The sequence below is a fragment of the Nostoc piscinale CENA21 genome (assembly GCF_001298445.1).
In the GTDB taxonomy this organism is placed as follows: Bacteria; Cyanobacteriota; Cyanobacteriia; order Cyanobacteriales; family Nostocaceae; genus Nostoc_B; species Nostoc_B piscinale_A.
Genome location: NZ_CP012036.1, coordinates 539946 through 564605 on the forward strand (window position 1 = coordinate 539946; position 24660 = coordinate 564605).

The 24660-nt window shown below is 40.2% G+C and carries 21 protein-coding genes and 1 pseudogene; 10 read left to right on the forward strand and 12 right to left on the reverse strand.

The genetic code is table 11. The annotated features are described in order from the left end of the window. Positions 1 to 30: 30 nt before the first annotated feature. From ACX27_RS02415 to pilM, 4 genes are all read right to left on the reverse strand, one after another. Positions 31 to 2406, reverse strand: coding sequence for a type IV pilus secretin family protein (locus ACX27_RS02415; protein ID WP_062287932.1), 2376 nt, complete (start codon positions 2404 to 2406; stop codon positions 31 to 33). Between the two features lie 68 nt (positions 2407 to 2474). Beyond that, a complete protein-coding gene (locus ACX27_RS02420) occupies positions 2475 to 3242 on the reverse strand; it encodes a GspMb/PilO family protein (protein ID WP_062287935.1) in 768 nt (255 codons plus the stop codon). Continuing rightward, entirely contained in the window at positions 3239 to 4003 is a 765-nt protein-coding gene (locus ACX27_RS02425; protein ID WP_062287938.1) for a PilN domain-containing protein, read from the reverse strand. The genes ACX27_RS02420 and ACX27_RS02425 overlap by 4 nt, the downstream gene beginning before the upstream one ends. Positions 4004 to 4007: 4 nt before the next feature. After that, positions 4008 to 5114, reverse strand: a complete 1107-nt coding sequence (gene pilM / locus ACX27_RS02430; protein ID WP_062287941.1) for a type IV pilus assembly protein PilM — start codon at positions 5112 to 5114, stop codon at positions 4008 to 4010. 139 nt (positions 5115 to 5253) lie between these two features. Between pilM and ACX27_RS02435 the strand changes: the two are divergent. Beyond that, positions 5254 to 6553, forward strand: a pseudogene (locus tag ACX27_RS02435) (ABC transporter substrate-binding protein). A gap of 53 nt (positions 6554 to 6606) precedes the next feature. Here ACX27_RS02435 and ACX27_RS02440 read toward each other — a convergent pair. From ACX27_RS02440 to ACX27_RS02450, 3 genes are all read right to left on the reverse strand, one after another. Further along, on the reverse strand, positions 6607 to 7869 hold the full coding sequence (locus ACX27_RS02440) for a bifunctional folylpolyglutamate synthase/dihydrofolate synthase (RefSeq protein WP_062287944.1): 1263 nt from the start codon (positions 7867 to 7869) through the stop codon (positions 6607 to 6609). 196 nt (positions 7870 to 8065) lie between these two features. Beyond that, positions 8066 to 8191, reverse strand: a complete 126-nt coding sequence (locus ACX27_RS02445) for a photosystem II protein Y (protein ID WP_062287947.1) — start codon at positions 8189 to 8191, stop codon at positions 8066 to 8068. Between the two features lie 130 nt (positions 8192 to 8321). Further along, positions 8322 to 8894, reverse strand: a complete 573-nt coding sequence (locus ACX27_RS02450) for a gamma carbonic anhydrase family protein (RefSeq protein ID WP_062287950.1) — start codon at positions 8892 to 8894, stop codon at positions 8322 to 8324. A gap of 244 nt (positions 8895 to 9138) precedes the next feature. Between ACX27_RS02450 and ACX27_RS02455 the strand changes: the two genes are divergently transcribed. The 9 genes from ACX27_RS02455 (at position 9139) to ACX27_RS02490 (ending at position 19757) form a co-directional block, all read left to right on the forward strand. Next, on the forward strand, positions 9139 to 9648 hold the full coding sequence (locus tag ACX27_RS02455) for a TIGR02652 family protein (RefSeq protein ID WP_470381960.1): 510 nt from the start codon (positions 9139 to 9141) through the stop codon (positions 9646 to 9648). Between the two features lie 148 nt (positions 9649 to 9796). Continuing rightward, positions 9797 to 10240 (forward strand): VOC family protein, encoded by a 444-nt coding sequence (locus ACX27_RS02460; RefSeq protein WP_062287957.1) that lies wholly within the window; start codon positions 9797 to 9799, stop codon positions 10238 to 10240. A gap of 149 nt (positions 10241 to 10389) precedes the next feature. Further along, a complete protein-coding gene (locus ACX27_RS35555; protein ID WP_418006656.1) occupies positions 10390 to 12117 on the forward strand; it encodes a M16 family metallopeptidase in 1728 nt (575 codons plus the stop codon). Between the two features lie 65 nt (positions 12118 to 12182). Continuing rightward, the gene (locus ACX27_RS35560) at positions 12183 to 13355 is read left to right on the forward strand and encodes a M16 family metallopeptidase (protein ID WP_418006830.1); all 1173 of its coding nucleotides are present in this window, start codon (positions 12183 to 12185) and stop codon (positions 13353 to 13355) included. Between the two features lie 75 nt (positions 13356 to 13430). Beyond that, positions 13431 to 13901 carry a cupredoxin domain-containing protein gene (locus ACX27_RS02470; protein WP_062287960.1) on the forward strand — a complete coding sequence of 157 codons (471 nt, stop codon included), beginning with the start codon at positions 13431 to 13433 and terminating at the stop codon, positions 13899 to 13901. Between the two features lie 215 nt (positions 13902 to 14116). After that, complete coding sequence (gene map, locus ACX27_RS02475; protein WP_062287963.1) at positions 14117 to 14944, forward strand: type I methionyl aminopeptidase; 828 nt, start codon at positions 14117 to 14119, stop codon at positions 14942 to 14944. Positions 14945 to 15151: 207 nt separating this feature from the next. Next, the gene (gene uvsE, locus ACX27_RS02480; RefSeq protein ID WP_062287966.1) at positions 15152 to 16099 is read left to right on the forward strand and encodes a UV DNA damage repair endonuclease UvsE; all 948 of its coding nucleotides are present in this window, start codon (positions 15152 to 15154) and stop codon (positions 16097 to 16099) included. A 46-nt stretch (positions 16100 to 16145) separates the two neighbouring features. Further along, the gene (locus ACX27_RS02485) at positions 16146 to 17744 is read left to right on the forward strand and encodes an Hsp70 family protein (protein ID WP_062287969.1); all 1599 of its coding nucleotides are present in this window, start codon (positions 16146 to 16148) and stop codon (positions 17742 to 17744) included. Between the two features lie 429 nt (positions 17745 to 18173). Next, complete coding sequence (locus tag ACX27_RS02490; RefSeq protein WP_062287972.1) at positions 18174 to 19757, forward strand: mechanosensitive ion channel family protein; 1584 nt, start codon at positions 18174 to 18176, stop codon at positions 19755 to 19757. Between the two features lie 15 nt (positions 19758 to 19772). Here the strand turns inward: ACX27_RS02490 and ACX27_RS02495 are convergent, their stop codons facing one another. The 5 genes from ACX27_RS02495 to ACX27_RS02510 form a co-directional block, all read right to left on the reverse strand. After that, on the reverse strand, positions 19773 to 20360 hold the full coding sequence (locus tag ACX27_RS02495) for a DUF1877 family protein (protein WP_062287974.1): 588 nt from the start codon (positions 20358 to 20360) through the stop codon (positions 19773 to 19775). Continuing rightward, positions 20350 to 20523, reverse strand: a complete 174-nt coding sequence (locus tag ACX27_RS32205) for a hypothetical protein (RefSeq protein ID WP_158507334.1) — start codon at positions 20521 to 20523, stop codon at positions 20350 to 20352. The genes ACX27_RS02495 and ACX27_RS32205 overlap by 11 nt, the downstream gene beginning before the upstream one ends. Before the next feature lie 182 nt (positions 20524 to 20705). Beyond that, complete coding sequence (locus ACX27_RS02500; protein WP_062287978.1) at positions 20706 to 21578, reverse strand: S-methyl-5'-thioadenosine phosphorylase; 873 nt, start codon at positions 21576 to 21578, stop codon at positions 20706 to 20708. Positions 21579 to 22616: 1038 nt separating this feature from the next. After that, positions 22617 to 22964, reverse strand: coding sequence for a hypothetical protein (locus ACX27_RS02505; protein ID WP_062287981.1), 348 nt, complete (start codon positions 22962 to 22964; stop codon positions 22617 to 22619). Positions 22965 to 22988: 24 nt separating this feature from the next. Beyond that, a complete protein-coding gene (locus tag ACX27_RS02510; protein ID WP_062298089.1) occupies positions 22989 to 24632 on the reverse strand; it encodes an iron uptake porin in 1644 nt (547 codons plus the stop codon). Positions 24633 to 24660: the final 28 nt, after the last annotated feature.

A 24660-nucleotide genomic window follows, 5' to 3' on the forward strand; every position in this document is an offset into this window, starting at 1 on the left:
TGTCACCTATAACCTATAACCTACTAAAATTTACCGCTTAGGCGCACCAAAACCACGACGCTCAAGCACATTCCGCACCTCTGGGCTAGGAGTGTAATTGTAGCCGTAAGAAGAATTTTCCGAATCATCCATAACTTGAGGTGTAAGTAATACAATTACCTCATTGCGCTGATTGTTTTTGTTTGTTCTTCTAAACAATGAACCAATCAGTGGTAAATCTCCCAAAATAGGGATTTTAGAAACAGTTACCCGGTCTTGGTCTTGAATAATCCCTGAGAGAATTAAGGTCTGACCATCACGTAAACGAATCAAGCCAGAATTGAGCGATCGTTCAGAGACTAAAAATATACTTTGACTATTACCACCAACATTAATTTCTGCGGAAGATTGGGGAGCTTTAACAATAGGGGCTACAGATAATGAAACAAAACCATTATCATCAATTCTGTCAACTTTGACAGCTAATGTTAAACCCACACTTGTTTTTTCAGCAGTAACAGTCTGTACAGCAGTATCACTACCACGAGTTATTTCATTTCTAATGTTTCCTACTACTTCTTGAGTCAGGTTAACATTGGCAGTCTGACCTTCTTGCACAATTAATGTCGGGTCAGTCAAAATCTTAGCATTGCCACTTGTCACCTGAGCTTGCAAACTAGCCAAGAAACGTTTAGGAAATTGATATAAAGAAGGCAGTCCGTATGTGTAGGTATCTGGTGTCTGCCCAGTGATTTGGTTAGTATATCTGGTTGGTTCACCAGTAACAGGATCAAATGCAGTGGGGACAGCAGTAACTGTTCCTGGAGTTCCTTGTGTAAATGCTGTCAGTCCTGGTTGTAATGGATTAGTGCTTACACCAGCATTGGGAGTCCCGGTATTCGGATTAGTTGTGTTAAGAAAAATGTTTCCTCCTTGAAGTGGGTTACTAGTAACGGGAGTACCAGTTAAGTTATTTGCTGTCTCAGCACTAGTAGCTGGTCTAGAACCACCAAAATTTAGAACTGCTGCACCACCATCATTAGTAAAGTAATTATTGCCAACCCCAAAAGAGAAACTAGTGTTAGTGTTATGGGTGTTTAAAAGGTTAACATCAATAATCTTGACATTGACTACTACTTGACGACGACGAACATCAAGTTGAGTTAGTTGAGAAATTGCTATATTAATTTGTTTGGCAGGGCCAATCAATGTTATAGAATTTGTCCGCTCATCACCTAATGCTTGTAAACCTCGTAGCAAAGGTGTTGTGTATTTAGAATCATCAAGTGTGAGGCGTTCAATTCTTGTTTCTGTAGTTGTCTGACTTTGAGTTACTGGAGCTGCACTACCACCCACAGGCACAGCAGTCACATTAGTTACTTGCCGTTCTCTGGTGACAGCACTTTCAGCTCCCATCCCCACTAAAAAGTTCAAAGCAACTCCGACATTGACCTGATTCAGTCGCAAGCTACGTACAATCACATCACGAGTTGAATTAGGTAATCTCGGCCCTACAAAAACCGTACGACCATTCCGATTCGCTTCTAACCCACTTAAACGCAAGACATAGTTAAACACATCTTGCACAGGCTCGTTTTCTATATCCAAAGAGATTGTTTGAGCAGCATTGGCAGGAGCAGCACCTTGCTGACCCCCAGCAGGATCACCACTGATATAAGCCAAATTGAGATTAGCTGCACGGGCCAAAAGTGATAATACTTCTCGCACTGGTGCATCTCGTAACACCAGCCTTGGAACACGCTCTTGGGTTCCTAAATCAATTACACTCGGAGAAGCATCTGTGGCGGAAACGGCGATGTCTCCCACTGGTGGAGCCACGGCTCTGGGCAAGAACGGCGGTGCTTGGCTGACAGGTTGACCAGGGCCTGCCGCTTGGGCTGGTCTGCCATCAATACTAATTTCTGGGTTAGGAACCAGAACATCTGGCCTTTGGCTTGGTTGCACAGGCACATTTGTTGCAGGTACTGTTGGCGTTGTTGGTGTTGCAGCTACCGTACCTGTGGATGGTGTAAAGCCAAGGGTGATTCTGTCATCTTTGCGTACTACTGGTTGACCGCTAGGTGCATCGTTATCACCAGTGACGATAACTCGAATGCTATTAGCATCTAGCTGCACAACTTCAACAGAAGCAATTCCCGATGCAGGTTTATCTTGACGGAAGTTATTACCACCTGGTAATCGTAGTTGAGCGTTAATCACATCAGAAACTAAGGTTTTACCTCTTTTGGTTGTAAAAACCTGCGGGCGAGAAGTTGAAGATGTTTTTAAAACTACGTTAATGCCACCATCAACAGCATTTAACTTAACATCATTAACTTGAGTTACCTGCGCCCACCCTGGTTGAGCTGCCAAAAATGTTAAAGCAGCAGCACCCAATATTAAGCTATTACCGTGAAGCTGTTTCACAGTTCATTCCTCACTTTATAAACATTTTTAAGCAACAATTTTTGAGAAAAAGTACTTTAGCACTGCTATTACTTCTTAGGAGGCTCTTTCGGAGCAAGTGCGGCTAAGTCTTCTGGTGTAAGTGGCATCAAAGCCTGCAACTGGAAAGATGTAGTTAGAGGTGGCGGTCCTACTTGAAGTATGGCTTTACCTGTTTGGGTTGTAGTTTGTACCGGAGCCAATACTGACTGATAATCTCTAACGATTAACAAAGGCTGTAAACGCTCTATATTCCGCAGAATAGATTGAGTTTGTTCATAAGTACCAACAAATTCGACATTGATACTTATGCGTTTCAGTTTGTTATTCACTGCTACACCCAAAGAGCCATCTGTAATCGGTTCAGCTTTACTAGTAGCAGGGGAAAACTTCTGGAGTTTGGCTTTGACTGCATTGGGAGAAACTTGAGCATTACCAGACTCAATTAACCGATTTAAATCTAACAGCAGAGTATCTAAAGTCTTTTCATTAGCAAATAAACCTAACACCTGAATTTGCTGTTGTTTAGCATCAGCTAAATCTTTTTTTACTTGGTCAATTTGTTTCAGAGTGGCTTTTTTCTGGTCAATTTGCCCTTGCAATTCTCCACTTTTTGCCTGCTGCTGCTGATAGGTATCCCATGCTGGCATAACAAAGTTCAGCACTATAAATAAGGCTCCAGCAAGACCTACTACCCCTGCTATAGCTCCAATAATTTGGGGAGTGAAGGAAATACCAAAGATGACGGGGTAGGGCGATGCACCTGAGTCAAATTCCTCACCCTGATCTGCAAAATTCAAATCTTCACTCAGCGTCATTTCGGGATGACTCCTGTTTGTTGCATAGTGCGAATTCGAGCTACTAATCCTACCGTGCCTTTTTGTTCTAACTCCCGAATTAAATCGGAAGCAGGAACATCACTTAAACTCGATTGGATTGTGTATTTAACTATTTGTGGCGGTTTGATGGGAACTTTAGATGTACTCGCAGTTGGTGGTAATGGTGCATCTACTAAGTTTGCACCAGTAATTCTGCTTTCGGAAGCTTTCAAAAATTGAGATTGTTGCAGACTCAATAAGAAATCGTTGACATCGTTAAAAGTCCGCGCGACTCCGGTGATTTCGATACCACCAGCCGGATTTGCGGGTGGCTGACCTTCTGCGGCTGGAATGGGTGGAATTTGCTTGACGTTCTCAATTTGTACTGTAGCTGGAATGCGATCGCGCAAATCTTGTAACATCGCTGACCAAGGTCGAATTTGGTCAAATACAGTTACTAAACTTTGAGTTTCCCCTTTAACTGCATTTGTTTCTTCCTTGATTTTGTTAATATTTCCTATTTCTGAATCTAATCTAGTGACTTCTTGCTGTAACTGTGCTATGTTCTGCTCTAGTTCACCATTCTTACCTTGCAGTATCCACCAACCAGCCCCAGCAAAAATCGGTAAACATAAGCCCAAACCAACTCCTAAAAAAATTGGCTTCGGATCGCCAACCGAAAGCTTTTTAGCCGCTTTTTTGTCACTCTTATTTTGATAAATTGGGCGGTCTTTGAGAAAGTTAACATCTAAACTGTACATCCCGTTACACCTCCCGCATTCCGAGGCCAAGTACGATCGCTAAACCAGAACGTTCCAAAGCTGGATATTTTTGTTCATCAACCTGCAAAGACAATCCCCCCACCGGATCTACTTGTGCAGTTGGCAAGCTTAAGCGTTGTGTGAAAAACTCATCTAGCTGTTGCAGTCCGCCACCCGGCCCAGCCAAGAGGATCTGCGCGATTTCCAAATTTTCACTTTGATTTAAGTAAAAATCGATAGAACGACGCAGTTCATCTGTTAGTTCTCCCACAACTCTCATCATCGCTGCCATCCCAGGATTGATTCCTGTCACCCCAGTTTGCCCACCATCCATAGGAGTTGCAGGAATAATCATTTCCCGTAAAAGTTCCATATCCCGTGACGTAGGTACACTCATCGCCCTAGCGAGGGCTTCTTGCATTTGATAAGTACCAATTGGCACATTCCGTGAAAATTGAGGTACTCCGTTCACAATGATGGCTATTTCTGTACTGTCGAACTCAATGTCAACTAGTACCACCGCTTCCTGTGGGCCAAATTGCCGCAGTTGGTCGCGGATTGTCCGAATCAGCGCAAAACTGTTAATCTCTAAAACATCGATTTGCAATCCAGCTTGCTCAAAAGTACTTAAATATGTATCAGTCACCTCCTTGCGGGTGGCTACTAATAATACCTGTACCTTTTCGATGCCGTCCTCATCTACAAAGTACCCAAGTTTTTGGTAATCTACATCAGCTTCTTCACGCGGATATGGTAAATACAAGCCAGCTTCATGATTTAACACCATGTCCCGTAATTCTTTGTCATCTAACTCAGCTGGCACTGGAATCAGACGTACGATAGAATCTCGTCCAGGTACACCGGTAGCAACACGAGAAGCCTTGATTTTACTTTCAGCTAATCCTTGCTGAATGATTTGCGCCATTGTCGGGGGGTCAGTAATTTGACCATCTGTCACCACACCTTCGGGAACAGGAACAGATGTAAAAGATTCTAGTTTTAAACCTTGGCGCTGCTTGCGTAACTGAACGATGTTTACCCGTTCTGATGCAAGTTCGATGCCAACCCCTTTATTAGATTTGCCAAACAGACTATTGAAGCTTTTCACCACAGTTCCGCCGGACTACTAAATAGAAAATTTAATTTGTCAACGCAGTATATTGCGTCTTTACGGGTAATTGATTTAGCCTATAATCTCGTTAATTCTCCATAAGCTTTTCATTTCTATCAAGGGTGAAAATACTGGTAAAATGATTCGATTGCAAAAATTCAAACAACTAACAGCTTGGGCAATAATTGGTTTATTGACTAGTTGGATTGTTAGTTGCAGCACAGGTAACGTTGGTACAAGTCCAAAACCAGGGACAACAGAAGCAGCCAACATTGAGTTTTGGACAATGCAACTCCAACCTCAATTTACTGACTACTTTAAAACTTTGATTTCTGATTTTGAGTCACAAAATCCCGGTGTAAAAGTTAACTGGGTTGATGTGCCTTGGGCAGCTATGGAGAACAAAATTCTAACAGCTGTCTCCGCAAAAACGCCACCTGATGTTGTTAACCTCAATCCAGATTTTGCATCCCAACTAGCAGGACGAAATGCTTGGTTAGACTTAGATACGGCAATTCCTCAAGATGTGCGATCAACTTATTTACCAAACATTTGGAAAGCCAGCACACTCAATGGCAAAAGTTTCGGAATTCCCTGGTATCTCACAACAAGGCTAACTATTTATAACACTGAATTATTAAAACAGGCAGGTATCAGTAAACCACCGACAACCTACGTAGAATTAGCACAGGTAGCACAACAAATCAAAAATAAAACTGGTAAATATGCCTTTTTTATTACTTTTGTACCGCAAGATTCCGGGGAGGTGATGGAGTCTTTGGTACAAATGGGAGTGACTTTAGTTGATGCTGACGGTAAAGCCGCTTTTAATTCACCACAAGGTAAAGCCGCATTTCAATATTGGGTTGATTTGTACAAAAAAGGACTACTACCAAAAGAAGTGTTAACCCAAGGTCATCGTCATGCTATTGATTTATATCAATCTGGTGAAACTGCATTTTTAGCTTCAGGGCCAGAATTTCTCAAAACAATAGCTAATAATGCCCCAAAAATTGCTCAAGCTTCTGCTATTGCACCACAAATTACTGGTGATACAGGTAAGAAAAATGTGGCAGTGATGAATATTATTATTCCTCGCGCCAGCAAACATCCTGAAGCTGCTACTAAGTTTGCTTTATTTGTCACAAATGACGCAAATCAATTATCATTTGCTAAAGCAGCAAATGTTTTACCTTCAACTACTAAAGCATTATCTGATAGTTACTTTAAAGATATGCCAGCTAATGCTTCTACGGTTGAAAAAGCTAGAGTTATTAGTGCAACTCAGTTACAACAAGCTGAAGTTTTAACTCCAAAATTAAAGGATTTCAAGAAATTGCAAAAGGCAATTTATGAGAACTTGCAAGCAGCTATGTTAGGTCAAAAAAACTGTTGATCAAGCTGTTGCAGATGCTGCACAACAGTGGAATAATCAGTAAATTTTGAAAGTGTCAGATTTCTGACTTCTTGAAGAAGTCGGAAATCTTTTTGTTTATACAGGATTTAAGCTTCCTAAAAAGTGTCCGATTAGATAAAGAGAACCACACAAAACTACTACATTGTTTGTATTAGTAAAAGCTGATGCTAATGCTGATGATACATCTGGGTAGGTTTGACATAATTTGAGTTTTGGACAAATATTATTAGCCAGATTTGCTAATTCTATAGGATTAGCTGAATTATTATCTGGTACTGGTACTAAATATAATTTATCGTTGGTTTGTAGCAGGGCTTGGAAAATTTCAGCATGGTCTTTTGTGGAGAGCATACCAATTACCCAAGTTACATTTCCGGGATTTAAACTATCTACGTAATTACGTAAGACTTGAGCCGCTGCGGGGTTATGTGCGCCATCAATTAATAATTTATGATTGTGCCAAGTTAGCCACTGCATTCTTCCTGGCCATTTGGTGTTTGCCATACCATTGATGATGGCTGATTCAGAAATTTGCCAACCTTGTTGTTGGAGAATTTCTAAGGTTGCTAAAGCTAAAGCTGAATTAGTTAATTGAATTTGCCCTTGTAATGGTAAAGGATATTGAATTGAATTTGGAGGATATTGAAGTGATTGATATTCTGCCCAGTCGGGAGAGATTTGCAGTGCAGGTTGGGGTGTAAATATTGGGCATTGTAATTCTTCGGCACGCGATCGCACAACTTTTTCGGCATCGGCTGGCAATGAACCCATAACAACCGGACACCCAGGCTTGATAATTCCGGCTTTCTCTCTGGCAATATCGGCTACTGTGGGGCCTAGTTGTTGCCAATGTTCGCGGCTAATGGAAGTAATTACGGTCACCAAAGGTTCAGAACAAACATTAGTCGCATCTAAACGTCCGCCTAAACCAACTTCTATCACTGCAATATCAACTTGCTGCTGGGCAAAATACAACCAAGCCGCCGCAGTAATAATTTCAAACTGAGTGGGATATTCATCATCAGGAGAAACAGCCACCTGGACTTTTTGTACAAGTTGACTCAATTCTTCAGCAGAAATTGGCTGTTCATTGATACAAATCCGTTCTGTCCAATCAATTAAATGAGGAGAAATGTAACGCCCTGTCCGATAACCAGCTGTGGTAAGTACTGAAGAGAGATAAGCGCAGACAGAACCTTTACCATTTGTCCCCGCAACATGAATCACTGATATCCGCTCATGAGGGTTGCCCAGGTTTGCCAATAGTTTGACAATACGCGACAGTCCCAGATTCACACCAAAATGTTGCAAAGGTTGAAGTAAAGAATCGATATTCACTGGAAGGGGAGTGGGGAGTTGGGAGTGCTGAGTGCTGAGGAGCCAGTGCGTTGGGCGGCTCCGCCGACTTGAAGCAACTGGCGTTGCTGAGTGCTGAGTAATAAACTATTTACTTCTGCCTGCTTACTATTGACAAAACCGACTGCCCAGATTTACCAGAAACAGCCGGTTGTAAGGTGATAATGTAAATTTATATTTATGCTTCTCTGTTCAAAAAGGTTTGAACTTGTCTCAAAGCTGCGGCACCGATGTTAAATAAAGCCCAGCCAGCAGCAACAGCTATAGGAGCTAAAACGATCGCTACACGAAAATCGATATCCATAATTTAGAACCCCTCTGTTAAGTAGAAATTAAAGTTTTATCAACTCTTCTCATTTTTATTTTTAGCCCAAGTGGGCATTTTTTCCAAGATTCTATGTAAAGAAAGATTACAGTAACTCAAGAACTATTCGTTAATCTCCCTTGTCTCCTTTGTCGTCCTTGTCTCCATCTTCCCTTAACTCAGCATAAAAACCAATGTCATCACCTTTCCCCGCATGAACCAAAGCTAACTTTTTGTAACGTTCAGCATGTTCTATCAGTTTGCTGGCTTCGGTGGTGCTGATTTGACGCAATACTTTACCAGGAACGCCGACAACTAAAGATAAAGGCGGTACATCTTTTGTCACAACTGCGCCTGCACCGATAATACTACCACTGCCTACCCTGACCTTATCTAAGACTACTGCCCCAATTCCAATTAAACAGCCGCGCTCAATATAGGCAGAATGTATCACAGCGCGATGTCCAACAGTCACATGATCTTCTAAAATGGTGTGCAACCCAGGATCACCGTGCAGAATGGCTCCATCTTGGATATTTGTGCATTCACCAATCTCAATCCGCTCTACATCTGCTCTGACTACTGCTCCATACCAAATACTGGCTCCGGCTTGGATTGTCACAGCACCTATAACAACAGCGTTGTCTGCAACGAAGGCTGCTAGAGAAAAATCAGGAGATGGCCAGTAAGAAGCGGTAGACACGATAGAATAGGAATATGGTACCCAGGAACACTGGAGAAACTCCAACCTTTGAGAAGCTGGTTCAAAACCAGAATACCATGCTGTTAAACCTCTATACTGAGGAAAACACAGTTTACAATTGTTCTAAACTGCAAGTACGTTTCCGTGCAGTTACGAAAAATTAACTCAAAGTGGAGGAGCCGAAGTGTAAAATCGAACCTAATGGTGCTAATGAAGAAGAAATTATGTTTGTACGCACTTCATGATGAATCCAGGTTTGCAGTACCCAATATTTGGTCACGAAATTCAGTGTCCCCACTGTCGGCAGACTATTCCGGCTTTGACACTTACAGATACCTATCTTTGCCCTCGTCATGGCGCATTTGAAGCCAACCCTAAGACTGAGGAGTTAATTCATCTACAGTCAGGTCGTCATTGGCGCAGATGGAATGGGGAATGGTATAGACAACACACTCATCCTGATGGGATACGGTTTGAAATTCACGAAGCTTTAGACAAACTGTATACCCAAGGCTACCGAGCAACAAAGGTAATTATTGCCAGACGTTATCAGGAATTGATGAGTGGTTATTTAGAACGCAGTACCCCTTGGCGTTCTGGACAGCCAGAGACGACATCGGCGCGACTCTATGGTTTACCAGTAGAATTTAGTCCCGATTCCACAGAAGAACCTTGCTGGGAAGTGATTAATTTCGATTTGGAAAAAGAACCGGGAGTGCCTGTACGCTACCCTTATTTCAGGTTGTTTGAGTAAGACTGAAGTGTGAAGTATGAAGTATGAAGTATGAAATTACTTTAACTATAAAATCTGGAAAAAATTTTTCTAGGTATAAAAAGTGAGTAAGTAAAGAGGATTTCTTAACTTTATCCTTCACACTTTACACTTCATACTTTTTAAAATTATGCACCACGCCTCTATCCGGACTGCGAATATTCATCGCGCGATCGCATTTTATGAATTGTTGGGGTTTACCGTATGTGAACGCTTCACTACAGGCTATACTCTGGCTTGTTGGATGGAAGGATTAGGCGGACGCATTGAACTGATTCAAATTCCCCAACCCAAACCTGCGCCTGATGCGTTTGATGATGAGCATTATGTGGGGTATTATCATTTGTCTTTTGATTTAACGGAACTTACCCCAGATTTACCTAGCTGGTTAATCGATTTAAAAACCAGCTTTGCATTAGCAGCACAAAACCAGCCAGAACAATTATCACCCCTAAAAATCTTGTTAGAACCCACACAGCAGCAAATAGGCGATCACATTTGGGAAGTTGCCTTCATTGCAGATAGTGATGGTCTACCCTTAGAATTTATTCGGACTTTAACTAAACTCGGTTAAATCAGCTTATATCTTTATATACTTTTTGTTATTAGTCTAATTTCTTCTTGGTGGTGTCGCTGATTTCAGTGTTCTCTAAGAAAGAATAGACTGTTATTCATGGCGCTGATCAATGTGTATTTTAATTTAATAAACACATCTACCAAAAAATGTCTCTGTTTTTTATAGGGTATAGATATCGTTGGTCATTTTTATTTTTAAGTCTGTGGATAATCACAGTATTTTGTTTAAGTGATCAACCTGCTGACAGCAAGTATACAGCTACAATCCAATCTGAAAATATTCAAACACAATTGATTGCAACTCATATAAATAACTCAAAAATTACCGCCAATGTCCGTAAAACAGTATTAGAAAATGGTCTGACTGTTTTAACAAAAGAAGTGCATACCGCACCAGTTATCAGTGTGCAGATGTGGTACAAAGTTGGTTCACGCTATGAAGCACCAGGAACAAACGGGATTGCACATCAACTTGAACACATGATGTTCAAAGGTACAAAAAATCGTCCCGTACAGTTTGCGAGATTATTTAGTGCTTTAGGTAGCGACTCCAACGCTTTTACTAGTTATGACCAAACAGCTTATTACAGCACTGTAGAACGGGAAAAACTCAACGCACTGCTAGTTTTAGAAGCCGATAGAATGCAAAATTCTCTGATTGAACCAGAACAACTAGCAACGGAAAAACGAGTAGTAATTTCAGAATTACAAGGTTACGAGAATAGTCCTGAATATCGCCTCAACCGTGCTGTTATGCAAGCTTTATTTCCCAATCACGCTTATGGATTACCTGTGGGTGGGAACAAAGCAGATGTCGAAAAATTTCAAGTTGAGCAAGTCAGGGAATATTATCGCAAATTTTACACTCCTGATAATGCGGTATTAGTAATTGTGGGAGATTTCCAAACGAGTAAAACTTTAGAAACTGTCAAAGAAATATTTGGAAAATTACCGAAGAGGCAGGAGGCAGGAGACAGGAGGCAGGAGACAGGAGGCAGGAGGCAGGAGGCGGAAGTAAATAGTTTATTACTCAGCACTCAGCAACGCCAGTTGCTTCAAGTCGGCGGAGCCGCCCAACGCACTGGCTCCTCAGCACTCAGCACTCAGCACTCAGCACTTAGTACTCCCCTAATCTTACGAGAACAGGGAGCCGCATCGATGCTGCAAGTGGTTTATCCACTACCGAATTTGCATCACCCAGATATTCCTGCTTTGGAAGTGCTGGATTATATTTTGACAGAGGGAAGGAACTCACGACTTTATCAGGCTTTGGTGGAATCTGGATTAGCAAGTGAAGTGACTGCTTCGGTTTCTAGCTTGCAAGAGGCTGGCTGGTATGAGTTGTTAGTGACAGCGGATGATCATCAAGATTTGAAGAAGATTGAAAAAATACTAAATCGTGCGATCGCTAATTTAATACAAAAAGGAGTGAAGCCGGAAGAATTAACCAGGGCTAAAATGCAGGTAGAAGCTGGGGTGATTTTGAGTAATCGAGATATCACCAGCCAAGCTATGCAATTAGCTAATGATGAAATAACTGCTGGTGACTATCGCTATACTGACAGCTATTTAGCTGCTGTTAGTCAAGTAACAGGCGCAGATATTGTCAATGTAGCCAAAAAATATCTCCAACCAGAAACCCGTGTTGTTGGCTTATTTCAGCCAACTGAGCAGAATACAACGGAAACGGGTAAAAAATTAAACTTAAATCAAACTACAGAAAATTTATCTGCTACTGCTACACCTTTGGCTATTTCAGAGATAGATAAATATTTACCACCCCTAGAAGAAACAACAGATATTGTTAAAAAAAGTCTCCCACGACGCAAGTCAAAAAAAATTCTACTCTGGCGTTACCAGAGCAATTTAGTTTAGCGAACGGTTTAAAAGTATTACTATTACCCGATAAAAGTACACCCACAGTAACTTTAAACGGTCACATCAAAGCCGGAAAAGAATTTGATGTGGAACATCAAGCAGGATTAGCATCTTTGGTTGCTGATAACTTAATGAGCGGGACAAAAAGCAAAAATGCTTTAACTCTGGCGAAAGCTTTAGAAGACAGAGGCGCATCGTTGGATTTTACAGCTTATCGTGAAGGTGTGCGAATTGAAAGCGATGGTTTGGCAGTAGACTTACCTATTCTGATTCAGACTTTAGCGGATGTGGTGAAAAACAGTACATTTCCGAAAAAAGAATGGGAATTAAATCGCCAGCAAGCTTTAACTGACTTAAAACAAGAATTGGATGATCCAGCAGAAGTAGCAAAAAGAATTTTTGTCCAATCTCTTTATCCGAAACAACATCCTTTACATAGTTTTCCCACAGAAAAGAGCCTGAAACAAATTAAGCGTGAAGATTTAATTGCATTTAAAGCTAAATATTATCGTCCAGATACAACAGTGCTGGTGATAGTGGGAGATTTTGAACCCACCCAAGTGCGATCGCTCATCGAAAAAGAATTGGGCGATTGGCAAGTGAATGGTCAACCACCAACAATCCAATATCCAAATGTAAAATTACCAGATAATCTCTTACGTGTAAACCCGGTGATGGCAGGTAAAGCGCAAGCGATTACTTTTATGGGTAACACAGGAATTGCTCGCCAAGACCCCCGCTATTATCCGGCTTTAGTCTTAAATCAAATTTTGGGAGGCGATACATTATCTAGTTATTTAGGAGCAGAAGTACGCGATCGCCAAGGGTTAACTTATGGTATTTATAGTTACTTGCAAGCGCAAAAAAATGCTGGGACATTTTGGATAGAAATGCAAACTAGCCCTGAAGATAGTAACAAAGCGATCGCTAGTACCCGCAAACTTATACAAGAAATTCATCAGCAAGGTGTCACAGCCAATGATGTAGCAACAGCTAAAAACACCTTAATTAGCAATTACAAAATTTCCCTCGCTGACCCTGAAGAATTAGCACATACAATGCTGATGAATCAGGTATATGGAATGGACATCACAGAACTAAATTCCTTCGCTGATAAAATCAAACAAGTTTCTCTTACTCAAGTAAATCAAGCCGCCCGTGAGTTACTCCACCCAGATAAAATTGTGGTGGTGACAGCAGGCCCGGCTGTGATTGCAGATAAAAATCATGAGTGATTTGAGAGGCTAGAGGCTAGAGTGTAGAGGTTAGATAAGAGTAATTGATAATTTTATACAGGTATCAAACAGCTAATGAAAAAATTTTTAGTAACAACATTTATACTTCTATTCTCTTTGATATTTGGCCTGAGTTTTGTTAATTTTATGCCGTCAGCCATTGCAGCAAATATTCCTAGCGATTTGCTCAAACAACCAGCTACAGAAATTACAATTAGCTTGGGTAATGCTGCTAACGAACTCAAATTTGAACCAAATCATTTAGAATTAAGCGCAGGTAAACGCTATTTACTGCAACTCAAAAATCCCAGCCAATTAAAGCACTATTTCACTGCTAAAGATTTTGCCGATGGCATTTGGACACAAAAAGTAGAAGCGGGAAAAGTAGAAATTAAAGGCGCTATTCACGAACTAGAACTAAAGCCTGGTGCTGAAGCTGAATGGGTTTTTGTCCCTTTAAAAAGCGGAAAATATAATTTACGCTGTACTATCCCAGGACACACAGAAGCGGGGATGACAGGAGAAATCATCATCAGTAATTCATAATTACTTTTGGCAAATTAGTTGTTTTGTCTTAAAATTTATCCGCGTCCATCTGCGGTTAATTATTGTTCTGTCTACCTCTAATCCCCCAACCACCGACACTCACAAACTTTCAAACCTATTACCTGCTATAACTTAGATATAGATATAGTTTCTCAATTATTCTATAAAAAGCACGGAATCCGTAGCGACAAAGCATCAGCAATTATTATCAGCACATGAACATTTTTAGCAACTTGCTTTCTCAACCAGTTAAAGTCACACCGTCACCAAAACAGCGTCGGGGAATTGAAATCAAATCGCCGCGTGAAATTGAAATTATGCGGCAATCCGCGAGAATTGTCGCCACAGTGTTGAAAGAAATTTCTGAACTGGTCAAACCAGGAATGACAACAGCAGACTTGGATGCTTACGCGGAAAAGCGCATCCGGGAAATGGACGCAACACCCAGTTTCAAAGGATACCACGGTTTTAAAGGCTCTATTTGTTCCAGTATCAACAATGAAGTAGTGCATGGTATCCCTAGTCCTAAAAAAGTCATTCGTGCTGGGGATGTCTTAAAAGTAGATACGGGTGCTTATTACCAAGGTTTTCACGGCGATTCTTGCATTACAATTGCTGTTGGTGAAGTCACTCCAGAAGCCGCTAGACTGATTCGTGTAGCTGAAGAAGCTTTATACAAAGGGATAGAACAAGTGAAAGCAGGTGCATATCTGCTTGACTTGGCAGGAGCTATAGAAGACCATGTAAAAGCCAATGGTTACAGTGTGGTAGAAGAATTCACTGGACATGGCGTTGGTCGTAACTTGCACGAAGAACCATCAGTATTTAACTTCCGCACCAGAGATATGCCAAATGTGAAATTGCGTGCGGGAATGACTTTGGCAATTGAACCAATTTTAAATGCAGGTTCTAAACATACACGCACATTAGCTGACCGTTGGACTGCGGTAACGGTAGATAATTCTCTATCGGCTCAGTTTGAGCATACCGTGTTGGTGACAGAAACTGGTTATGAAATTTTGACAGATCGCACTAAAGTTTAGTAGGTGACAAGTAAGCCGTTTATATTGCCTGATATCCTGACTTTCTTGGCGATCGCAATTCATCCCAACAGCACAGTTGATAAATTAACGTTGGGATGAATTTTTGCTGTTGAAGTTCAATATCTGGAAAATTCATCCTAGAGAGACTGAACACAGAAACCAGAAATGAGTTCAATCAAGAAGTAGGTAAGACTAGCATTTGCGAAAATGACCACTATTGAATGCCAAAATCTAGCGAATCAACAGCGATCTCCTCAAACTATTTTGCCAAACTTAGGCTTAGTTTGTATTACAGCTTCTCAGCAAGTCCGCTTTAAAACTATCACACGCACGCGCTACTTAAAACTCTCCCTGGAAGAACGGGAAAGTACCTTGCGACAACTTTATCAGCATAATTTACAGCGGTTACATGATGCTTTGACTTTTTGTGAACAGAATCAAATTCGCCTTTATCGGATGACTTCTAATTTATTTCCCATGAATGATTTAGAAGACAAAATTGGCGAAAATCTCTTAGAAGAAATGGCTGATGAGTTGAGTAAAGTTGGTCAACGCGCAGTTGCACTTGAGATCAGAATGGTGCTGCATCCTGATCAATTCGTAGTGTTGAGTTCTGATTCACCAGAAGTTGTACAAACCAGTATTAATATCTTAGCCAGACACGCGCGGGACTTAGATTTACTTGGTTTACCCCGTTCGCCTTGGTCATTGATGAACATTCATGGCGGTAAATCGCAACGCGCCGAAAAGTTGATACAAGTGATTTCCCAACTACCAGAAGCGATTAAAAGTCGCTTAACTTTAGAAAACGACGAATACGCCTATAGCGCCAGTGAAATTTTAGCAGTGTGCCAAGCAGCCGAAATTCCCTTAGTATTTGATGCCCATCACCATATTTGCCACGAAAATTTAGACAGCTACAATGAGCCGAGTGTGGCTACTATGTTTGAGGCGGCGAGGAAAACTTGGAAAAACCCAGATTGGCAATTAGTTCATATTTCCAACGGTGAAACAGCCTTTAAAGATAGAAAGCACAGCGATTTTATTCATGCTATGCCTGATATTTATTATCAAGCACCGTGGATAGAAGTGGAAGCAAAACGCAAAGAAGAAGCGATCGCCCATTTGCGTAGTTGGTGGCTTGTGGGACAATAATTTTTTGTGAGAAAAATTTGGCGCTGCATGGAATAATTAAGAGACTATGGCGATCGCAATCGATTTTGGTACTAGCAACACAGTCATTGCCCGTTGGAATCCCGTTACCCAACAGGCGGAAACTCTGAGTTTACCTGGTTTATCAATTCAACAAAGTCTCAATCCTCCACTCATCCCCAGCTTGGTGTATGTGGAAGACGCAGCCCAGAGTAAAGTTTTAGTAGGGCAGCAGGTACGCGATCGCGGTTTGGATCTCAAAGGCGAATCTCGATTTTTCCGCAGTTTCAAACGCGGTATCGGCGCAGAAATTCAAGGCTTTTTACCAGAATTAGACGGAGAAACCGTCACCTTTGAACAAGTTGGACAATGGTTTCTCAATCAAGTAATTGCCCAACTCGCAACTTTAGAAGGTGGCTTAGATTCTCTCGTCTTAACTGTCCCCGTTGATAGTTTTGAAGCTTACCGTCACTGGTTAGGAAAAGTTTGTCAAAGCCTCCCAGTCGAACAAGTGCGGATGTTAGATGAACCCACAGCCGCCGCATTGGGTTATGGTTTGGCTGATCAAGAGAATCTTTTAGTAATTGACTTTGGTGGCGGTACTTTAGATTTATCTTTAGTCAAGTTAGATAAAGGCGCACAAGGTAATACTAAACCTATCGGATTCTTGCTCAAATTTGGTAATAAATCGCTGGCGGAAAATACCAAGCAAAAAGTCAAAATGGCGCGGGTGTTGGCAAAAGCTGGGCAGAATTTAGGCGGAACAGATATTGACAATTGGTTAGTTGATTACTTTGCCAAAACTCAAGGCTTGGCGATCAGTCCATTGACAACGAGATTAGCCGAAAAAGTCAAAATTCAGCTATCAACTCAAAACCAAGCAAGTGAAGTTTATTTTGATGATGAAACATTTGAAAGTTACGAATTAAATTTAGACAGGGATAATTTAGAAAATATCCTCAAAGAACACGCATTTTTTGAGCGATTAGATGAGTCAATGACAAATCTGTTGCAACAAGCACGCCGTCAGGGAATTGAATTAGCAGATATTAATGCTGTGTTATTAGTAGGGGGAACTGCTCAATTACCAGCAGTGCAGACATGGGTAAAACAGTATTTTGCGCCAGAAAAAATTCGGTGTGAAAAACCTTTTGAAGCGATCGCCCAAGGTGCATTGCAGTTATCTCAAGGCGTAGAAATCAAAGACTTTCTCTACCACAGCTACGGGATTCGTTACTGGGATCGACGCAATCAACGCCACAGTTGGCATCCGATTATTAAATCAGGGCAAGCTTACCCGATGAATCAACCCGTGGAATTATTTTTAGGCGCATCTGTAGAGAATCAACCCAGCATTGAGTTAATTATTGGGGAATTAGGCGCAGACACAGGTAACACCGAAGTTTATTTTGATGGCGATCGCTTAATTACCCGTCGTCTCGATAGCGGTGAAACTACCGTCAAACCCTTGAATGATAGCGCAGGCGCGAGAACCATTGCTCAACTTACACCACCAGGGTATCCGGGGAGCGATCGCGTGAAAATCCTCTTTCAAGTTGATGAACAACGCTTTTTACGCATCACTGTTGAGGATTTGTTAACGAATGATACCTTGTTAGAAAATCAGCTTGTCGCACAGTTGAGTTAAACACATACACTAAAAACCTTACACGCCAATAACTCCACACGCCAACAGACAAATAATCTTTCGACGGTCAAGTGTATTGGGTTTTTGGCGTTGCTGATTTCATGTATGAAAATCATTTTGTTTAACCCCCTAATCTACCACAAAACTTTTTTGCAAAAGGTCTAATATATAAGTATAAAACTACAAAAATAAATAAACAATTTGTTTTATTTATTAATTAGGCTAAACTGTCTTAAATGTCTTAAGTGTCCTTGTATTTTTATGCAAACTCAGAGAAATTAAAAAATATTTATCTTATAAAATTGGTATTAGTTCTCTGGTATTACTGATTGGTATTGTTTTTGTGCAAATAGATACCGATTTTTTTTAAACATTGCGTATCTAGTATCTAAATAATTTCGTTTTTCTCTTAAATAATCCTATTCACAAATGAATATAGCAAACATAGCAATTATTATTGGTGAAGTCATATTTGTATTAATTATTTTTTGGCTATTAAATTGGCTAATTGGTATTATTTTTAAACAGTTAGCTAAAGTTAATTGGTTGCAAGAAAGAACTGCAAACATCACCTTTTTACGTCGCGGTGTCAGCAGAATTTTAATGCTGATTTCTGTGGTGCTATGTTTGGCACTGGTTGGCGTGAATGGGATGATAATTTATCGAGGGGAAAATGTTCAAGAATTTCAACTTAATTTGATTCGCACTCTTCCCACACAATTTTGGGTTAATCTGGTCACTGCAAGTTTAAAGACTATCAGTTTGCTATTGCTGGTTAAATTTAGCATACCACCTTTAAGCCGTGGCATAGATTGGGTTTGTGACTACGCAAAGAAAGCCGATCAAATCAAAGCTAATGATGAGAGTGTCGAGGCGTTTTTCCAGACTTTCAAAAGAATTATTATTCATAGTATATGGATAGCTACTGCTATTTTATGTGCTAATTTTTTGTATCTTCCTGCAATTGTTACTAAATATCTATTTATTGCTTTAAAAATATATATCACTATTTCAGTTGGATTATTAATTGTCAAAGCTGTTGCGACTATTGTTGATACTCTTGATGCTCTCAGTCTCAAGTTTTCTCATTCTAACAATCTGCTGCGCCTATATGAACGGTTACGCCACTTAATTCCCTTATTTAAAAAATGTTTAGAATATGTCCTTTATGTTGGGATTGTAAATCTCGTTCTCCCAGAAATAGAGCCTATTGCTTGGATAAATGCTTATACTCCTAGAGTTGTTCAAATTATTGGGGTTTTCTTTCTCAGCAATGCTTTGATAGAAGTTGCTTACTTTTTACTAGATGAGTTCTATTTAAGAACCACGAATGTCAACGACTCACAGCGACAAAAACGGCTGACACTGATTCCCTTAATTCGGAGTTTCGCCAAATATTTTATTTATTTTACTGCCGGAGTGACTATCCTCAAACTGATTGGCATTGATCCTGCGCCAATATTAGCAGGTGCGGGAATTGTTGGTATAGCAGTTGGGCTGGGGGCGCAAAATCTAATTAATGATGTTGTTTGTGGATTTTTGATTTTATTTGAAAACTATTACTTGGTAGGTGACTATATCGAAGCCGGAAAAATGGAAGAAAGAAGTGTAGAGGGAATTGTTGAAGCCATTGAACTACGAACTACTCATGTCCGACATCCTGATGGACAATTGCAGATTATTCGCAATGGAGATATAGGTTCAATTATCAATTTTTCAAAGCAATATATATATGCAAGAGTAGAATTTAGTGTTTCTTACGATTGTAATTTAGATCATGTATATCGAGTGGTGGAAAAGGTAGGACAGCAGTTAAAAACGGAAGAAGCTGATGTTTTAGAACCAACGCGAGTAGCTGGAATAGAACATTTTGGTGAGGATAACTTATTGTTGCTGACGCTGACAAAAGTTAAGCCAGGAAAGCATCTGCATATTCAGCGTGTGCTGCGTAAGATATTGAAGGATAATTTTAATCAGGCAGAAATTGAAATTTGCGGTTTTGCTAAAAATTAGTAGACGAAACCTTGACTAAGTACAATCAAGAATTACAATTCCCAAATTATTTTTAGCAGCATCAATATAGTAAGCAACAAATTCGTTGATAAAATATTCAGAGAAATCTTCAATATTCTCTACAGACTGTTCCAAGCTCTTAAAATTTGGTTGCAATTTCTCCAAACTACCAATTATTTTACGACGCTCTGCACTGGCGAATATGTTCAAAGCATCCCAACGTGATGCTAAATCTTCTTGAGCAATTTTAGACAAAGCTTGAGCAACTTCCTGAACTTGTTCAACGGTTAAACAAGTTGCTATCAGTCCATGAGAACGTAATGATTTTAAACATTTTCCGCCAGCTAAAGCATCGACTAGCAAAACATTTCCATAGTTCGGTATTGATATTTCTTGGACTAAGAACTTAGAATCACTGAACCATGCTGCTGATATGTCAGTTGAACCAGTTAGCAGAAAATATAATACCTCTGGAAAACCGTTATTAACTTCAAAAGAATCATCAATTCCTCCATCATATTTCTCAGCCCATTGAATTAAAAATGATTCAATGTTGTTGAGTATATCGTAATTAACTTTGATCAGGCTCAGTTCAATGGACATACAAATCATCAATTATTCCAGGATTGTATTTAAGCCGCAGACTACGAAACTTTTTATCATCCCATTCTAGTTGTCCTTCAGGAGTTAAATAATAGCCACCTGTTTCATAACTTTCTGCTATTGTCTGCGTCATTGCTGTCAAACTATTAAATGCTAGACGCACTTCTCCTGCGTCAGCATCAATATGCTATACAGGATCTGTACAGATGTCAAAAAATTTTGTGATTCTTGTTGAAATTTAGAGTTAAGAGAATGCTACGTTATTGCTATTAGATTGGGTGACACAAAGTTAACGCCAACACCAAAACTTGTGTTGGGTTGCGCTGCGCTTCACCCAACCTACATTTATAAATACTTTTGTAACAATAGATGTAATTTTTCTTTGGTTGCTGTTGGTGCTTTATCTAACTGAGTCAAAATTGCATATTTCAAGGCTGAGTGTGCGTCACTGGGTGGGGGATTTTCACTTAAACGTCGGACTGTTTCTTGAATAACTTTTTGGGCGTTGACGGCGTTGCGTTGCAAGTTACCAATTACCATCTCGACGGTGACGCTATCATGATCTGGATGCCAACAATCGTAATCTGTGACTAATGCTAAGGTTGCGTAGGCGATTTCGGCTTCTCTGGCTAGTTTGGCTTCTGGTAAGTTGGTCATACCAATTACTGTTGCGCCCCAACTGCGGTAAATGTTAGATTCGGCTTTGGTGGAAAATGCTGGCCCTTCCATACAGATATATGTGCCGCCGCGATGCAGGGTGACATCTGGTAAATTAAGAGATGCGATCGCCTCTGCTAAAACTCCAGCTAAATTGTGACAAATCGGATCACCAAAGGCAATGTGAGCCACAACTCCTTCGCCAAAAAAGGTGGAAATGCGATTCTTTGTCCGGTCGATAAACTGGTCTGGGATAACCATATCTAGTGGTTTGGCTTCGGCTTTTAAAGAACCCACCGCACTAGCAGAAATTAAATACTCTACACCTAATTTTTTCATTGCATAGATGTTGGCCCGAAAAGGTAATTCGGAAGGTAATAAGGTATGATTCCGCCCATGACGCGCCAAAAAAGCTACCTTTGTTCCTTCTAGTGTCCCCACAATTACAGCATCGGAAGGGGAACCGAAGGGTGTTTCGATTTGCACTTCTTCTACATCCTGCAAAGCGGCCATTTTATATAGTCCACTACCACCAATAATGCCAATCTTAGGGTTAAGCATAATTTTTGATACTTGTTGCTGATCTGCCTAGTTATTTTACACAGGAGTTATGTAGTGTAGGACAATTAATTGTCTGTTGATACTGGATGTAAGAGTGTAGGGATGTCAGGGTTGTGCTTATCTATACTGTCAGACTTCAAGCTCAGAGCTTCAAGTTTGAACCTCAGAACCTCATGCTTCAACCTCAGAGGCTTGTGTTGCAATTAACTATCCCGTCTTGGAATTAATTCCAAAGCTCATATATTTCTTTTGTCACTCTAGGCAGAGGAAAAAGAGAAAAGCTCTGACTAAAGGGATAAAAATAGATGATTGTATGTGCCTATAAGATACGTAAAAAAATTTAGGAACCTTTACTACTAATACTCATTTTTGTCAGTGGGTTAAAAGTATAGTTTGATATATGCTATGAATTCCTAGCTAAGTTGCTGAATAAGACTTATAAAGCAATTCAAAAACTTTTTTATGTCTTGAATATTTTGGCATTTTGGCAGTTAATTAAAATTTGTTTGTGCTAAATTGATCAATATTACAAGAATGACTTTGATGCAAATATATTGCCTAAATCATGAGTCTTCTTGATGACCTATTAAATTTAATTCTTATTCTTTTTTTGTAATCCAAGGTGTGTCGCCACTTTCAAGCTATTTTGACGGGTGAAAGCCCGTCTTTTATTTTGCTGATATTCTGTCAATCAACTTATGAATCTAATTTATAGATATGCAAAATTGTAAATTATATCAGCAGTTTTGAAATTTTAAATAATTCAATCTAATTATTTTATTTCAATGTAATTTAAAATACCTTCTTTGCTTAATATCAGCTTTTATAGGTTTTGGATACATCCTATAGGAAGATGCTACAAAGTAAAAATCATGAGTAAATAAATGCGGGATGTTGTTATGCACTGGATTTATAGTCAGGTTTGGTGGTGAGCCAAACCTTTTTTTTTTGCAGCTATTAAAAGAGTTGGCAACAAACCCATCAGGTAAAACTGATGATTAAACGGTCAAAACTGGTGCAGCCTACTTAAGTTTTGTGTCAATCTCTATATTCTCCAATAACTTCAATTTGACCAACGATGTGTTCATTCAACTGTGCTAATTCTTCTGGCGGAATCCACCATTCTGTATGATATGAAGCTCCTACTTGATGAACTTCATATTTATCCATAAATTCTTTTTTGACTTCAAAGCGTGTGACATAACCCACACCACTATCTCGAATATTCCATTTAGTGGCGATTTCTTTTGCATATTGCTCGTTTGTCACTGGGTAAAAAATCGGCTGTTCTGGTAGTCGCGCTGGCCATTTTTTGTAACTGCTTTGTTTTACTAATTCCAACTCTTTAGGGCCAGTCGGACGATACAGAGTTACTGTTTCTTCCATGAATTATTTTTGTATTAGTTTTAGCTAAAACAGAAATGTACTGCGGAGAATTCCAATAGTAACTGGGTCACTGTCTGGTGTATGACCAGGTTCCAATATATGAATTATCCCTGGTGTAATGTAGATGTTATCTGTCATTCGGAAACGATAAAAAGCTTCAATTTGTGTGGTGGTTCCTGGTTGTCCGCCTGCACGTCCTAAACCTGTATTTTCAAAATCCGGAACATTATTACCCACAGGTAAAGTGCTACTAGTAATTTTTGGTGGTTGTCCGACATAAATACCACCTAAATTACCTTGAGCAAATAAATCGGGGAAGTTTAAAAACACCATGTAATTAGTCGTTTCGACACTACCCGATCGCCCAGGAATAGAAGAAGTAGTATAACCACCCCACGCACCGACAGTGAAGCGGGGCGAAATTTGCCAACTGAGTGTCCCACCATAGGCGTTGGTTTGTAAGGGCGCATTAGTCGCTGTTAAACATTCATCACCAACAAAGGTAAGCAAACAACCATTAGAAGCATAATTATTAACGTAATACAAACTCAAATCAACAGTATCAGTCGGTGTTAATAACAATTGCACTGCTGTAGTCGTAGTTCCATCAAACAAACCATTGCGTTGACTAGGATTCCCTGGAGTGTAACTAGTATACAAAGCTTGGACACTGGCGCGTTTGGCAAATTGCCAGTCTACAGCAATTCCACCATGACCAAAGCCTATATCTAAAATTGGGTTTCTTTGGGCTAACCAAGATAAAGGCCCTGTAGCTGCACTCTCGACTCGAACGGGGCCACGGAAAGCGTTGGTCATATTTACGCCTTCTGTGCCTACCATAACCGCTAATTTGTCAGTGACTAACCAGCGATAATTCAAGTCAGTCACGGTTAATTTGTTATCTGTGGGATATTCGTAACTCAGGGCAAAGTCATTACTCAATTTAGGTTTTGTGGTACCGTCAGCAGCTACTAATCCTGTAAATAGATAACTACGGGGCGTGAGTTGGGTAGTTAAACTCAGGTAGGAAAAGTTAATAACATTAAAGTTTGTGCCATTATCATCTGAGTCTTTGACACCATCTCTGGGATTAACATCACCACGGTTAGAACTCCGCCCTTGAACACCTACAATTAACAGTCCGTTAAGTTTAGTTGTGGTAGAAAATTGGTTAGCTTCCAGTGCCGCAGTCCGCGCTTCTAAACTATCTACTCGTCCCCGCAAGGTAGCTAGTTCGCTGCTGAATTCTGATTGTAAGCGTTGGATTGTATCTAAATCTGCACGAGTTACTAGTTCGGCGCTGGGTGCTGCAACTGCAAGAATTTGGTTGATTTTATCTAAGCAAGCATTCATCCCGGCGGCAAATTCATAGCGAGAGACAGCGCGATCGCCCCGAAATGAATTATTAGGATAACCAGCAATGCAGTTATAGCGTTCTACTAAAGATTGCAACGCCGTAAAAGCCCAATCACTAGGCTGGACATCATTCAATTGTGACACCGATGTAACTTGTGCCATCGGTTCGGTATTTTCTATTACACCCTGATCAATAGAAGCGGCAGGAAAAATTGAAGAATCTTGATTGTCTAAACTTAAACTTGGTTGTGTTTCAGTACTAGTATAATCTTGGGCGGAGGCTATCTGTGATCCGCCATTTAATCCCGCCATCACAAAAGACGCAATTATCCAGAATTTG

Bases quoted from the DNA above. Each gene is read 5' to 3' on its own strand.
- ACX27_RS02420 (WP_062287935.1), bottom strand. From the start codon at position 3,242: ATGACGCTGAGTGAAGATTTGAATTTTGCAGATCAGGGTGAGGAATTT.
- ACX27_RS02425 (WP_062287938.1), bottom strand. From the start codon at position 4,003: ATGTACAGTTTAGATGTTAACTTTCTCAAAGACCGCCCAATTTATCAA.
- ACX27_RS02445 (WP_062287947.1), bottom strand. From the start codon at position 8,191: ATGGATATCGATTTTCGTGTAGCGATCGTTTTAGCTCCTATAGCTGTT.
- ACX27_RS02455 (WP_470381960.1), top strand. From the start codon at position 9,139: ATGAATCCAGGTTTGCAGTACCCAATATTTGGTCACGAAATTCAGTGT.
- ACX27_RS02460 (WP_062287957.1), top strand. From the start codon at position 9,797: ATGCACCACGCCTCTATCCGGACTGCGAATATTCATCGCGCGATCGCA.
- ACX27_RS35555 (WP_418006656.1), top strand. From the start codon at position 10,390: ATGTCTCTGTTTTTTATAGGGTATAGATATCGTTGGTCATTTTTATTT.
- ACX27_RS02470 (WP_062287960.1), top strand. From the start codon at position 13,431: ATGAAAAAATTTTTAGTAACAACATTTATACTTCTATTCTCTTTGATA.
- map (WP_062287963.1), top strand. From the start codon at position 14,117: ATGAACATTTTTAGCAACTTGCTTTCTCAACCAGTTAAAGTCACACCG.
- uvsE (WP_062287966.1), top strand. From the start codon at position 15,152: ATGACCACTATTGAATGCCAAAATCTAGCGAATCAACAGCGATCTCCT.
- ACX27_RS02485 (WP_062287969.1), top strand. From the start codon at position 16,146: ATGGCGATCGCAATCGATTTTGGTACTAGCAACACAGTCATTGCCCGT.
- ACX27_RS02490 (WP_062287972.1), top strand. From the start codon at position 18,174: ATGAATATAGCAAACATAGCAATTATTATTGGTGAAGTCATATTTGTA.
- ACX27_RS02495 (WP_062287974.1), bottom strand. From the start codon at position 20,360: ATGTCCATTGAACTGAGCCTGATCAAAGTTAATTACGATATACTCAAC.
- ACX27_RS02500 (WP_062287978.1), bottom strand. From the start codon at position 21,578: ATGCTTAACCCTAAGATTGGCATTATTGGTGGTAGTGGACTATATAAA.
- ACX27_RS02505 (WP_062287981.1), bottom strand. From the start codon at position 22,964: ATGGAAGAAACAGTAACTCTGTATCGTCCGACTGGCCCTAAAGAGTTG.
- ACX27_RS02510 (WP_062298089.1), bottom strand. From the start codon at position 24,632: ATGGCGGGATTAAATGGCGGATCACAGATAGCCTCCGCCCAAGATTAT.